The sequence below is a fragment of the Arthrobacter sp. YA7-1 genome, from assembly GCF_025960325.1.
GTDB classification, from domain to species: Bacteria; Actinomycetota; Actinomycetes; order Actinomycetales; family Micrococcaceae; genus Arthrobacter; species Arthrobacter bambusae_A.
In genome coordinates this window covers 1,026,476-1,039,622 of sequence record NZ_CP110114.1, presented here as the reverse complement: position 1 = coordinate 1,039,622, position 13,147 = coordinate 1,026,476, and the positions used below count along the sequence as shown (strand labels likewise).

The following is a 13,147-nucleotide window of genomic DNA, read 5'->3' as shown; positions in this document are numbered from 1 at the left end:
TCCCCCCTGGCACAAGCTAAGGCTGCTTCTCTTCCACATCATGCCACTCACGGTCCGGGAACCAATAGCATTCCTGTCGAAATCGTCAGGCGTCGGGGGCCGGGTTGTAGGTTTTCGGGTTACTTCCCCAACCCGGCCCGGCGGAGTGCTTCGGCCATGGCCGTGTTGACCGGCGCTTGGGGAGCCGCCTTCGCGGGAACAGCCTTGCGAGCAGGCGCACCCTTAGCAGGAACTGCCTTCGCGCCCTGTCCAGGCTGCGGCGCCGCCGGACGCCGTTCGCCTCGCTCAGCACCGCGCGGACCTCGGTCACGCCCGCCGCCCCGCGAACCGGACCCGCCCGCGGTGCCGGGTTCGTCGTCGAGCCTCAAGGTCAATGAAATCCGTTTCCGCTCCGGATCCGCTTCCAGGACCTTCACGCGCACGACCTGTCCGGATTTCACGATCTCGCGGGGATCTGACACGAACTTGTTGGCTAGCGCGGACACGTGGACCAGGCCGTCCTGGTGCACTCCGACATCCACGAACGCCCCGAACGCCGCCACATTGGTGACGGTGCCTTCCAGGATCATGCCGGGCTTGAGGTCTGAAATCTTCTCGATGCCCTCGGAGAACGTTGCTGCGGCGAATGCCGGGCGGGGGTCGCGGCCCGGCTTTTCGAGCTCAGACATGATGTCGCGCACGGTGGGCAGGCCGAACGTCCCATCCACGAACGCCTGCGGATCGAGCGATGACACCGCAGCCCCATGCGCAGCAGCCACGATCTTTCGGGCCACCGAATACGCTTCCGGGTGCACGCTGGACGCGTCGAGCGGTTCCGCTCCCCCGGTGATGCGCAGGAAGCCCGCGCACTGCTCAAAGGCCTTGGCACCCAGCCGCGGCACCTTTTTGAGGTCGGCCCGCTTGGCGAACGGGCCGTTTTCGTTCCGGTACGCCACAATGTTCTCGCTCAGGAGCGGCCCGACGCCGGCGACGCGGGCCAAAAGCGCTGGCGACGCCGTGTTCACGTCCACGCCCACGGCATTGACACAGTCTTCGACGACGGCGTCCAGCGAGCGGTCGAGCTTCGCGGCCGTGACATCGTGCTGGTACTGCCCCACACCGATCGATTTCGGTTCGATCTTCACCAATTCGGCCAGCGGATCCTGCAAACGCCGGGCAATCGACACGGCTCCGCGCAACGACACATCCATGCCCGGCAGTTCTGCGGCCGCGAGCGCGGACGCCGAATATACGGACGCACCCGCCTCGGACACCACGAGCTTCTGCAACGTGGGGCCGCCGGAGGCTGCCAGCGACTTGATGAGCTGAACGGCGAGCTTGTCCGTTTCGCGCGACGCCGTACCGTTGCCGATCGCGACGAGCTCGACGGTGTGCTGCCGCGCCAAACGCTCCAGCGTCACCAAGGCCTCGTCCCATTTCTTGGCCGGGGCGTGCGGATAGACGGTATCGGTAGCGACGACTTTGCCGGTGCCATCGACGACGGCCACCTTCACGCCCGTCCGCAGTCCCGGGTCCAGACCCAGCGTGGCGCGGTTTCCGGCGGGAGCCGCAAGAAGAACATCGCGCAGGTTGGCGGCGAAAACGCGGACGGCTTCATCCTCGGCCTGGGCGAACATGCGGCTGCGCAGATCGTTGCTCAGGCGGTCCAAAATCCGCGAGCGCCAGGCGATTTGTGCGGTCTGGACAAGCCACGCATCGGCGGGCCGGCCCCGCTCGGCGACCCCGAGGCACTTGGCCACAGCGTTCTCGTAGCGGCCGCGCGCGGCGGCCAGGGCGTCGTCGTCGGCTGGTTCTGCCTCGGCGAGATCGAGCTCCAGGACGCCGTCGTTCTCGCCGCGCAAGAGCGCGAGCACGCGGTGGCCCGGCATGCCGGAAGGCACTTGGGAGAACTCGAAGTAGTCCTTGAACTTCTGCCCCTCGGCTTCCTGGCCCTTCTTCACGCGCGACACCATCCGCCCCTGCGTCCACAGCCGCTCGCGCAGCGTTTCGGCGAGATCGGGGTCCTGGGAGACCCGTTCCACGAGGATCGAGCGCGCGCCGGCGAGCGCCGCGGAGGCATCGTCGATGGAGTGCTCGGCGTTAACGTACTGCGCGGCCTCGCGCTCGGGCTCGAGCTGCGGGTTCGCGAGAAGCGCCTCGGCGAGCGGTTCGAGGCCGGCTTCGCGGGCGATCTGCGCTTTGGTGCGGCGCTTGGACTTGAAGGGAAGGTAGATGTCTTCCAGCCGGGACTTGGTATCGGCGCCGACGACGGCGGCCTCCAGTTCCGGGGTCAGCTTGCCTTGCGCGGCAATCGCCTCGAGAACGGTTCGACGGCGGTCCTCCAGGTCCCGCAGGTACCGGAGCCGTTCCTCGAGTTCACGCAACTGGGTGTCATCGAGAGTCCCGGTGACTTCCTTGCGGTAGCGGGCGATGAACGGGACGGTGGATCCGGCGTCGAGCAATTCAACCGCGGCCTTGACCTGCCAGGACTTCACGCCGAGCTCTTGGGCGATCAGTGCGTGGATGGCGGCGTCTGCTGACTGGGGCTGGGGAAGAAGGGTCACCATGACATTTTGCCTCACGGAGTTTGCCCTGGCTAAAGACGGAGCCGAGTGCTGCACATGGGGAAGCGCCACGGCCGGAGGCCGTGACGCTTGATGGGTGCGAAAGTTGGGGTTAGCCCAGTTGCGCCATGGGGGTCTTGGCGGAGATGTGCTCCACCAATTCGCCTACGCGCTCCTCGGTGTAGTTCCGGGCGATGTCGCCCTGGCTGATGATGCCCACCAACTTGTGGTCGGTGATGACCGGAAGGCGCCGGACCTGGTGCTTTTCCATCAGGTCGATTGCTGCATCGATGCTGGCATCGGCATCGATCCAGATCGGCGTGCCCTGGGCGAGATCTGCCGCGGTCAGGCGGTCAGCATCCAATCCCTCAGCAACGCACTTGACCACAATGTCGCGGTCAGTGATGAATCCTTTGAGTCTTCCATCGTTGCCGCAGATCGGCAGGGAACCGACGTCCAGATCGCGCATCAGGACAGCCGCGTCACGCAGCGACTGCTCTTCCTTGACGCACTGGGCATTGGTGGTCATGAATTCGCGCACAACACTCATGAGTCCTCCTTGATCGATTGGGTATCGACGCGGACCCCCGGCACCGACGCCGATGCTGCCAGCCTACGCTTGGGGTTTGGCCATGGCCAGATGCTGTTCGCTCTGCCTGATTACTTGTTGCTCCCGCCCGATTTACTCGGCGATGTCTTCGGCCCACAGTTCCGGATTCTCTTCCTGGAAGGTGCGCATCATGTCAACGCACCGCTGGTCATCGAGGACCACAACCTCCACGCCCCGCGACCGCAGCAACTCGAATTCGCCGTCGAACGTGCGGGCCTCCCCCACCACGACGCGCGGGATCTTGAACTGGATGATGGTGCCCGTGCACATGGCACACGGCGCGAGGGTCGTATAGAGGGTGGTGTCCCGGTAGCTCTTCTGCCGGCCGGCTGCGCGGAGGGCCGACATTTCCCCGTGTGCGATGGGATCGCCGTTCTGGACGCGTTCGTTGTGCCCGCTCGCGATCACCACCCCACCACGGGCGAGCGCGGCGCCGATGGGAATGCCACCTTCGCCCAGGCTCTTTTGGGCCGCCTGGTACGCGGCTTCGAAGGCGGGATCGTGGGAGGTTGGGGCGTCAGACGGGTTCATTCGGAGCCTGCTTTCCGGAGGTGGGAATCTTCCGCTACTTGTTCTATAACTTATATAATAAAGAGGGAGGTGGGAGCGATGATCCTCAACGTGGACCTGGCCAGCGACGTGCCGATCTACCAGCAGCTTCGGGACCAGATCGTAGAGGCGATCGCGGACGGCGTGCTGGCCGAGGGCAGTTCGTTGCCCGCCACCAGGGCGCTCGCTGCGGACTTCGGGATCAACTTCCACACCGTCAACAAAGCCTATGACCTCTTGCGCCAGCAGGGCCTGATCCAGCTCAACCGTAAGACGGGCGGGGTGGTGACCACGACGGTTGCGGACCCGCTGTTCAGCGCGGACTGGACGGCGAGGGCACGGACCCTGCTCGCCGAAGCCGTCGCCCGGGGACTTTCGCCCGAGGAAGTTCTCGAGTCCTGCCGCTCGATTCTCGATTCATTTGGAACCACGCAGCCGGAGGAAACACCATGACCGTTGCCATTGTCCTGAGCGCCGCGTTGACGGCACTGGTGCTCGCCATCGCGCTGGTCCTGCCAGCGATCAACAGCCCGACCGTGCCCTTCGGGGTCCGGGTACCGGCCCAACGTGCCGACGACCCGACAGTGGTCAGGCAGACCCGCGTCTACCGTTGGCGGGTTCTCCTGAGCGGGATCGTGGCCATCGGGGTCTGCCTTGCCATTTACGGAATGACCGGCGAAACGCTGCTCCTGCCGCTGTCGGTGCTGGTGCTCGTGGGCTTCTGGTACGGCTGCTTCTTCCTGGCCAACCACGAGATCCGGGCCGCAAAGGCCGCCGGGGGTTGGTATGAGGGAGTGCGCCAAGGCATCGCGGTGGATACCGAACTGCGGACCGATCCACCGCGTTTTCCCTGGCTCTGGCTGGCGCCGGCGTTGATCGTCACCATCGCTACTGTAGTGATCGGCGTGATCAGCTACCCATCGATGCCCGATGTGCTCGCGGTGCACTACGGTGCGAAAGGCATACCCAACCGATTGGCCGCCAAATCGATCGGCACCGCCTTTTCACTGGTCTTCGTGCAGATCGGCGTGACAGCGCTGCTCGTGGGCATAGCCGCGGCGATCCTCTTCCGCAGCCGGCCCGACATCGACCCGGCTCACCCGGCAGGCTCCGCACACTGGCACCGCCGGTACATGCTGCTGGGCGCCAGGGCACTGCTCGGATTGCTCGCGATGATCGACCTCGCGATGCTGGGATCGTCGTTGCTGATGTGGACAGGCACAGTCACGCCTTGGGCGCCGCTGGTGGTCGTCCTCCCGATCCTGGCCGCCGTCGCGGTAGCCGTGGTTGTCTTCGCCCGGAACAACCGCGCTCGGGACGAAGGCGAGGAGGACACCGGCCTGACCCACCGCGAGGACGACAAATACTGGCGGAGCGGCTTGTTCTACGTCAACCGCGAAGACCACGCTCTCATGGTTCCGCGGCGCTTCGGCCTGGGATGGACCCTCAATTTCGGCAATCCCAAGGCGGCCATGCTCCTTGCCGGCGTGGTGGCGCTCATCGGCCTGGTGATCACCCTCCGCTTCGCCGGCTGACCCCGCTTTGCACTGGCACTCACGCCGGGGCTGCCTTACTGTCGGACCGCACTGATAGCTTGGCTTCATCAGCTCAACGGTCTGGGGGCACGGTGTTTTTTCTCGATTCGGTAGATGCAGGGCAAGCGCAGGATTTGGTGTTTTCCGCCAGCGACCTCGTGACGGCCTTTACCTGCGAGTACCAGTTGCTGCGCACGTTGGACGAGAAACTGGGCCTCGCGCAGAAGCCGGCCTTCGCCGTCGACGAAATGCTGGAGCGCACCGCCGCGCTCGGCGACGTCCATGAGCACAGGGTGCTGGACCGTTTCGTGGCCGAGTTCGGCACCTGGGATCCGTTGGCACGTAAGGGCGTGTTCGACGTCGTTCCCGCCGAAGCGATGGACCGCGCCACCCTGCAAGCCAAGCATGCGGAGTCGATCGAGGCGCTGCGATCCGGCGCGGATGTGGTCTTCCAGGCCGCGTTCTTCGACGGACAGTTTCATGGACGCTCCGATTTCCTCGTCAAGCAGCCGGATGGCAGCTATGCGGTGTACGACACCAAGCTCGCCCGCCACGCCAAGGTCACCGCGCTGCTACAACTCGCTGCGTATGGCGATCAGCTACTCAAGGCCGGAATCACCCCGGCCCCGGATCTGACCCTTGTCCTCGGGGCTACGATTCAGCGGGACGCTGCTGGTTCGGACGGCCGGGGCGGCTTCGACTACGTGCACAGCAACCACCGGCTCGCCGATGTCCTGCCGGTATTCCGTGAGCGCCGGGACCGCTTCCTCGCTTTGACGGACACGCACCGATCCGGCTTGGAGCCTGTCCAATGGGGCGCGACCGGAGTCACCGCGTGCGGCCGCTGCGACTACTGCAAAGAACAGGTAGGCCTCCACCGGGACCTGCTGATGGTGGCGGGCATGAGGATCACGCGGCGCAAGAAGCTCATGGGAAACGGCATCTGCACCATCGACGCCCTTGCCGACATGCCCGACGCCCCGGATTCCGCCACGCGGCGCCTGCAGGAACAAGCCCGACTCCAAACCGGAACAGCCACCCCCGATGGCACCGTCAGGTACACGGACAAGACCGGCGAGGCAAAGAGCATCAGTTATTCCGTGCTGGAGTCCAATTCCTTGGCCCGGCTCCCCCGCCCCGACGCGGGAGACATCTTCTTCGACTTCGAGGGAGACCCCTTGTGGCAGGACCCTGTCACCGGCCGTTGGGGACTCGAGTACTTGTTCGGCGTCGTCGAAAATCCGACGGAGCCGGGCGGATCTCCCGTGTTCAAGCCGTTCTGGGCACATTCCCGGGCTGAGGAACGGCAGGCGTTCATCGAGTTCCTCGACTACGTGGAGGAACGCCGCATGAAGTACCCGGACATGCGGATCTACCACTACGCCGCCTACGAGAAAACCGCGTTGCGCAACCTGTCTGTCATCCACACCGTCGGCGAAGCCGCCGTGGACAACCTTCTCCGCGAAGGCGTGCTCGTGGACCTCTACGACACCGTCCGGCACAGCATCCGCATCTCCGCCGATTCGTACAGCATCAAGAAACTCGAACCCCTGTACATGGGCGAGCATTTGCGTTCGGGTGACGTGACCGACGCCGGTGCCTCCGTGGTTGCCTACTCCAACTACTGCACCGCCCGGGACGCGGACCACGAAGATGAAGCGGCAACGATCCTGGCGGGTATTTCCGACTACAACGAATACGACTGCCTTTCCACGCTGGAACTGCGCAATTGGCTGCTGGGCTTGGCAGCGGAGCGCTCCATTGAACCCGGTCTTCCAGCCACTTTGGGACCCAAATTGCCCGCGGAGACCCAGCCGGAAAAGTACGAGGCCGCACCCGAGGAAACAGCCCTCCTCGACTACCTGGCGGACTTCCCGGAGGACTCCCTTCGCTCCGATGACAACCGGGCGGTGGCGATGGTGGCGGCCGCGGTCGGCTTTCACCGGCGTGAGGACAAGCAATTCTGGTGGGGACACTTCGACCGCTTGGACCGGCCAGTCTCGGAGTGGGAGGACACGAGGGACTGCTTCATCGTGGAAGGCGGCGAAGTGCTGGAGGACTGGGCCAAGCCGACTCCGCGCAGCAATCCGGCCCGGAAGGTGCGGCTGTTCGGGCACGCCGCGGACGGTTCCGGTTTCGCGCCCGGCAAGAAGTACTTCCGGATGTACGGGCCTCCGCTCCCCGATGCCTTCCTTGGCAAGAACGAAAGCGCCCTCGGGAGATCGGGAATGTCCGGCACGGAGGTCATCGAGGTTGGTGATTCCGACGACCTTGATGAAGGCAGCTCACTCTCGGGGGCAGACGACGGCGCCTCCGATGTCGTGGCCATTTCAGAGCGACTGCCCAAGAGTGCCGAGGAATACGCGCAGCTTCCCATGGCCTTGACGCCCGACGCTCCGGTCAACACAGACGGGCAACGGAAGGCCCTCAGCGAACTGGCCATCAAGGTGCGTTCCCATCTGCCGTCGTGGCCCAAGGACCCAGCGTTGGACTTGTTGCGACGAATCCCGCCTCGGCTGGCCACTCTTGCGGAACTGCCCGCCGTCGGGACCGGCGACGACGCATACGTGGACGCCATCACGGCCGCTGTGTCGGATCTGGACCAGTCATATCTTGCCGTTCAAGGTCCGCCGGGGACGGGTAAGACATACGTCGGCTCGCGCGTCATCGCGCGACTGGTGCGTGCGGGCTGGAAAGTTGGGGTTGTTGCACAGTCCCATGCCGTCGTCGAGAACATGCTCCACGCCGCAGTCAAGGCCGGGGTGGACCCTGCACTCATCGCCAAGGAAATGAAGCACGACGACCCCGTTCCCTGGGACCAGCAAGCCAAGGACGACATCGAGCGGTTGCTTGCCGCGCCCGGAGGCTGCTTGATCGGCGGCACGGCCTGGACCATGACGGGCCGGACCGTTCCTGCGGGTTCCCTGGACTTGCTCGTCATCGACGAAGCCGGTCAGTTCTCGCTCGCCAACACCCTCGCCGTCAGCAGGGCAACGAAGAGACTGCTGCTCCTCGGCGACCCCCAGCAGTTGCCCCAAGTCACCCAGGGCAAGCACCCCGAACCGGTGGATGAGTCTGCGCTCGGCTGGCTGGCCCACGGCATGCACACGCTCCCCGCGGAGCTCGGCTACTTCCTGGCGACGTCGTGGCGCATGCACCCGGATTTGTGCGCTGCAGTGTCAGAGCTGTCCTACGATAATCGGCTGCATTCAGCACCGGCCGCTTCCAGGCGGCGGCTCTCCGGAGTCCGGGCCGGCGTCGAGTGCGTCTACGTCCAGCACCACGGCAACTCCACGCAGTCTCCGGAAGAGGCCGCGGAAGTAGTCCGGCAAGTCCGGGCGCACCTTGGCTTGGCTTGGCTCGACCCGCGCGAATCATCCGGCGAGCGGCCCCTGGCCGAAAAGGACACTCTCGTGGTGGCGGCCTATAACGCCCAGGTCCAGCTCATTCAGCACGAACTAAGGGAGGCCGGTCTACGCGGCGTACGGGTCGGGACCGTGGACAAGTTCCAGGGCCAGGAAGCCCCCGTGGTGATCGTGTCCATGGCTGCGTCCGCTGCCGCCGAGGTACCGCGCGGCATGGAGTTCCTGCTCTCACGCAACCGGATCAATGTGGCGGTGTCGCGCGGTCAGTGGCGCGCCGTCGTCGTGCGCTCACCCGAGCTGACAAACTACCTGCCGACCAGGCCGGAAGGGCTGGAACAGCTGGGTGGTTTTGTGGGCCTGTGCCAGCGCAGCAGCCCAACTGACTCGCACTTAATGTCGTTATGAGGGCTGAAAACGACAACAACTGCGAGTCAGTTGGGTGATGCCTGCCGCTCAGCTGCCTCGGCCCTACCCGGAAGTTCCTTGTACTCATACTTGCCGCCGCGCAGGGCCGAGGCGAAGGCGGCCACCAGGCACGCGGCGATGGCAAAGGCGAACGCGACGGCCAACCCTTCGGCGAACGGGCCTGAAATCAGGCTCGGGAAGAAGGAGCGGCCCGTCAGGAAGGCCGCGTCTTTGGCCGGGAGGGCGTTCAGCACTTTCGGTCCGAGCAGTGTTTGGACCGGGTTGTAGCCCAGCAAAGAGGAGAACAACACAGACACCGGCGGCAATTGGGCGACTTTGGCGGCGTCCGCGGCAGCCACCCCGTGCGCCATCAAGCCTGAGGTCAGCGTCTGCGGCAGCGTCCGGGCCAGCCCGGTGATCATGAGCGAAAAGAAGATGCCGATGGAGAGCACCATGGCCGAGTTTTGGAATGTGGTGCTCATGCCCGCACCCACGCCGCGGCGGTTGGGCGGCAGCGCGTTCATGATGCCGGCCCGGTTGGGTGCGGCGAACAGTCCCATGCCCAAGCCGTTGACCAACAACGCCAGCGAGAACGGCAAATAACCGAAGTTCACCGGCAGCACCAGCAGCCACAGGAAGCTGGCCGCTGCCACCACCATGCCCAAGGTGGCCAGGAGCCTGGCCCCGTGGCGGTCTGAGAGCCAGCCGGATACGGGTCCCGCGATCAGGAACCCCGCAGTGAGGGGCAGCATGTAGATCCCGGCCCAGAGCGGCGTGATTTCGAAGCTGTAACCGTGCTGGGGAAGCCAGATCCCTTGCAACCAGATGATCAGGATGAACATCAGGCCGCCCCTGCCGATGCCGGACATCAGGGAGGCCAGGTTTCCAGCGGTGAAGGCACGGATACGGAACAGTGCCAGATGGAACATGGGCTCCTCTATCCTCATCTCGACCCAGCAGAACACTGCCAGCACCGCGGCTCCTCCTATCAGCGCCGTGAGCACCCATGGGTTGGTCCAGCCCATGGTGTTGCCGCCGTACGGTTGGATGCCGTAGGTGATGCCTACCAACACTGCGATCAGACCCACCGCAAACGTCGCGTTGCCCCACCAGTCCAGTTTGGCCGGCTGCCTGATCCCGGTGTCGTGCAGGCTCAGGTAGGCCCAGACGGTGCCCGCCAACCCCACCGGCACGGAGACAAGAAACACGAGCCTCCAGTCCAGCGGACCCAGGAGCCCGCCGATGATGAGGCCCAGGAAGGAGCCTGCGATGCCGGCAACCTGGTTCAGGCCCAATGCCAGTCCGCGCTGATTGACCTCGAAGACGTCGGTGATGATGGCTGTGGAATTGGCCATCAGCATCGCGCCGCCGATGCCCTGGAGGACACGCATGATGATCAGCCAGAGGACGCCCGAGGTGCCGGAAAGCCACGTGAGGGACAGCAGCACCGAGAACACGGTGAAGATGGCGAAGCCGGCGTTGTACATTTTCACCCTGCCGTACATATCGCCCAGCCGCCCAAAGGTAACGACCAACACCGCTGTGACCACCATGTAGCCCATGACCAGCCACAACAGCATGCTCGTGTTGCCGGGGGCCAGTGGATCGACGTGGATGCCACGGAAAATGTCAGGCAGGGCGATCAGCATGATGGAGGAATTGATGGTCGCCATCAGCACACCCAACGTGGCGTTGACCAGTACGGTCCATTTGTAGTGCGGGCTGGCAATCGCTTGCGCGATACGGGCCTGTCGGCCGCCCCTGACAAACTGGGTCTTCGTTGCCATGACAACCACCCCTTCCCCGGCCGGGGCCGCTTCGGGATTGTTACTTCACTAAAAACCCTAAACCCGAATTCGGCACTGGGAACCGCCCAAGGGCGACTACTTTGTTTCTCCCTGGGCGTCGGGTGCCGGCGGGCGGTGGCCGAGAAGGGTTAAACCGCGACGGCGGCACCTTTCGCAGGTGCCGCCGTCGGGGTCTCGGGTGTCCTAGTTGGCGTAGAACGGGTAGTCGGTGTACCCCTTGGCGCCTTCGCCGTAGAACGTGGACGGATCCGGTTCGTTCAGCGGGAGGCCTTCACGCCACCTGCGCGCAAGGTCCGGGTTGGCGATAGCTGGGCGGCCAACGACCACGGCGTCGGCGTGACCGTCGGCCACGAGTGCCAAGGCTTCATCCCGCGTGGTCACTACGCCGAACCCGGTGTTCACAAGGAACGTGCCGTTGAAGCGCTCGCGCAGGTCCTGGACGAGCTCACCCTTGGGATCATGGTGAAGGATGCTGAGGTAGGCGAGGTTGAGCGAAGCAATGGTGTCGACCAGGACTTCATAGGTGGCGCGGACATCGGCGGGGTCGGTCTCGGCAATCCCCTGGACCGAGTGCTCCGGGGAAATCCGGATGCCGACCCTGTTGGCGCCCAGCGCTTCCACCACCGCGTTGACGGTCTCGATCACGAAGCGTGCACGGTTTTCCGGGGAGCCGCCATAGCTGTCAGTGCGGACATTGCTGTTGGGGGCCAGGAATTCATGCAGCAGGTAGCCATTCGCCGAGTGGAGCTCGACGCCGTCGAATCCTGCCTCGACGGCGTTCCGGGATGCTGTGACGATTTCCTGGATTACCGAGGGAAGTTCATCGGTGCTCAGTTCGCGGGGCACGGGGTACGGCTTCTTGCCGTTCGGGGTGCGGACTTCGCCGTCGATGGCCACGGCACTGGGTGCCACGATCTCGTGGCCGCCGGTGATGTCCGCGTGGGAAACGCGGCCTCCGTGCATGACCTGGGCGAAAATCCGGCCGCCCTCGGCATGGACGGCGTCGGTCACCTTTTTCCAGCCCGCGAGCTGTTCCTCCGTGACGAGCCCGGGCTGCCCGGGGTAGGACTGGCCTGCGGGCGTCGGGTAGGTGCCCTCGCTAACGATCAGCCCGAGGGAAGCACGCTGCCGGTAGTGTTCCACAACCAGCGGGCCGGGAACACCCTCGGCGCCCGAACGGAGGCGGGTCAGCGGCGCCATGACCAAGCGGTTGGGAAGTTCAATCTCGCCAAGAGTCAAAGGGGAAAACAACATGGGCAGTGCCTTTCAAACGGGAACAGGTCCACTGGCGGCAACTGCCACGCGCCTGCAACTATTCCTGTTGAGACTCGGATCACATCACGACGGCGGCACCCCGCCTTCCGCGGACGGGCACCGTGCCGGAGTCGAAGGCGTGTTTCCCAGCTGTCCTACGGAACGCCCGGGCAGCCCTCGCCTCGTGGGTTCACGATGCAATTGTCGGCGTAGTTGCGCGTTATCGACCGCCAGACACTCACCCTCTGCGACGGCGACGCAAACTGTCCGGTGCCTGGGATCCGCATGTTCGGGCCACCATTCACGGAGTACGTGCCGCGGAAGGTGGTGGTCACGGACACCTGAAAGTCACCGGTCTGTTGATACACGTGGCTTGTTCTCGTCTTTTGGCCCCATTCCGCCTCCGGAAGCGGGCCGCCAGCAAACGGTGTTGGCCCGAGACTGTTGCCGTCCCCGTAGCCATAGGTGTACTCCACGGGAGTTGCGACTATGTGGACTCGCTGGCCGAGGATCGTCACATCGAATTGCTGCTCGACGGCGTTCGCGAAGATGTTGGTTTCAGCGCCTTTGAGTGTGTGCGGGCTTGGCTGGGCGGCCAGGTCCGCCGCTTTGACGGGAAGGTTGCGGAAGTCGCTCTCAATTCTCGCCGCGATCCTGGGCAGGACGTCCTCTGGCTTTTGGTCGTACAGGCAAGATGGGCCGTTGTTTCCCGATTTCCAGTCAGTCCACGTGGGATTCGAAACCGCTTTAGGCGCGACCTTCCAGATCACCGGCGTTCCAGGCTTCTCACCGGGCTCGCGGGGCGGGCATCGCACCTGCCCGGGTAGGCACTTCTTGTCCAAGGCATTGTCGTCTACCTGGCATTGAAGCTCTGCTTTGTATTGGTTGGGGTCGTCGCTGACGTGGTTTAGAGGGGCACGGACGATTTCGCCGGATTGGGGGTCACGGATCCAATTCTCAGAACCCAGGCTCACACCGCTCTTCCTGAATCCAATGGTGATCGGCGGCTCTGTGCTCTCGGCATTCGCCGAGGCTGCGGAACCAACCCACGACAAGAAGACTAAGGAGCCTATCAACA

9 protein-coding genes are annotated in these 13,147 nt (G+C 64.5%); 3 read left to right on the top strand and 6 right to left on the bottom strand.

Features of this window, described 5'->3' with window-relative positions; genetic code table 11:
• Positions 1-119: 119 nt before the first annotated feature.
• From OIT41_RS04850 to OIT41_RS04840, 3 genes are all read right to left on the bottom strand, one after another.
• A complete protein-coding gene (locus OIT41_RS04850) occupies positions 120-2,546 on the bottom strand; it encodes a Tex family protein (protein ID WP_241710198.1) in 2,427 nt (808 codons plus the stop codon).
• A 109-nt stretch (positions 2,547-2,655) separates the two neighbouring features.
• Positions 2,656-3,093, bottom strand: coding sequence for a CBS domain-containing protein (locus OIT41_RS04845; RefSeq protein WP_078106135.1), 438 nt, complete (start codon positions 3,091-3,093; stop codon positions 2,656-2,658).
• Positions 3,094-3,225: 132 nt separating this feature from the next.
• Complete coding sequence (locus OIT41_RS04840; protein WP_078106136.1) at positions 3,226-3,684, bottom strand: nucleoside deaminase; 459 nt, start codon at positions 3,682-3,684, stop codon at positions 3,226-3,228.
• Between the two features lie 78 nt (positions 3,685-3,762).
• On the opposite strand from OIT41_RS04840, the gene OIT41_RS04835 reads away from it, so the two are divergent.
• From OIT41_RS04835 to OIT41_RS04825, 3 genes are all read left to right on the top strand, one after another.
• Positions 3,763-4,155, top strand: coding sequence for a GntR family transcriptional regulator (locus OIT41_RS04835; RefSeq protein WP_241710197.1), 393 nt, complete (start codon positions 3,763-3,765; stop codon positions 4,153-4,155).
• Positions 4,152-5,237 (top strand): DUF1648 domain-containing protein, encoded by a 1,086-nt coding sequence (locus OIT41_RS04830; RefSeq protein ID WP_264637473.1) that lies wholly within the window; start codon positions 4,152-4,154, stop codon positions 5,235-5,237. Before OIT41_RS04835 ends, OIT41_RS04830 begins: the two co-directional genes overlap by 4 nt.
• A gap of 92 nt (positions 5,238-5,329) precedes the next feature.
• Positions 5,330-9,007 (top strand): TM0106 family RecB-like putative nuclease, encoded by a 3,678-nt coding sequence (locus tag OIT41_RS04825; protein ID WP_241710195.1) that lies wholly within the window; start codon positions 5,330-5,332, stop codon positions 9,005-9,007.
• 26 nt (positions 9,008-9,033) lie between these two features.
• Here the strand turns inward: OIT41_RS04825 and OIT41_RS04820 are convergent, their stop codons facing one another.
• The 3 genes from OIT41_RS04820 to OIT41_RS04810 form a co-directional block, all read right to left on the bottom strand.
• Complete coding sequence (locus OIT41_RS04820) at positions 9,034-10,794, bottom strand: MFS transporter (protein ID WP_241710194.1); 1,761 nt, start codon at positions 10,792-10,794, stop codon at positions 9,034-9,036.
• A 204-nt stretch (positions 10,795-10,998) separates the two neighbouring features.
• The gene (locus tag OIT41_RS04815) at positions 10,999-12,069 is read right to left on the bottom strand and encodes an alkene reductase (RefSeq protein WP_241710193.1); all 1,071 of its coding nucleotides are present in this window, start codon (positions 12,067-12,069) and stop codon (positions 10,999-11,001) included.
• 155 nt (positions 12,070-12,224) lie between these two features.
• The gene (locus OIT41_RS04810) at positions 12,225-13,043 is read right to left on the bottom strand and encodes a hypothetical protein (protein ID WP_241710192.1); all 819 of its coding nucleotides are present in this window, start codon (positions 13,041-13,043) and stop codon (positions 12,225-12,227) included.
• Between the last annotated feature and the right edge of the window lie 104 nt (positions 13,044-13,147).

Bases quoted from the DNA above. Each gene is read 5' to 3' on its own strand.
- OIT41_RS04850 (WP_241710198.1), bottom strand. From the start codon at position 2,546: ATGGTGACCCTTCTTCCCCAGCCCCAGTCAGCAGACGCCGCCATCCAC.
- OIT41_RS04845 (WP_078106135.1), bottom strand. From the start codon at position 3,093: ATGAGTGTTGTGCGCGAATTCATGACCACCAATGCCCAGTGCGTCAAG.
- OIT41_RS04840 (WP_078106136.1), bottom strand. From the start codon at position 3,684: ATGAACCCGTCTGACGCCCCAACCTCCCACGATCCCGCCTTCGAAGCC.
- OIT41_RS04835 (WP_241710197.1), top strand. From the start codon at position 3,763: ATGATCCTCAACGTGGACCTGGCCAGCGACGTGCCGATCTACCAGCAG.
- OIT41_RS04830 (WP_264637473.1), top strand. From the start codon at position 4,152: ATGACCGTTGCCATTGTCCTGAGCGCCGCGTTGACGGCACTGGTGCTC.
- OIT41_RS04820 (WP_241710194.1), bottom strand. From the start codon at position 10,794: ATGGCAACGAAGACCCAGTTTGTCAGGGGCGGCCGACAGGCCCGTATC.
- OIT41_RS04815 (WP_241710193.1), bottom strand. From the start codon at position 12,069: ATGTTGTTTTCCCCTTTGACTCTTGGCGAGATTGAACTTCCCAACCGC.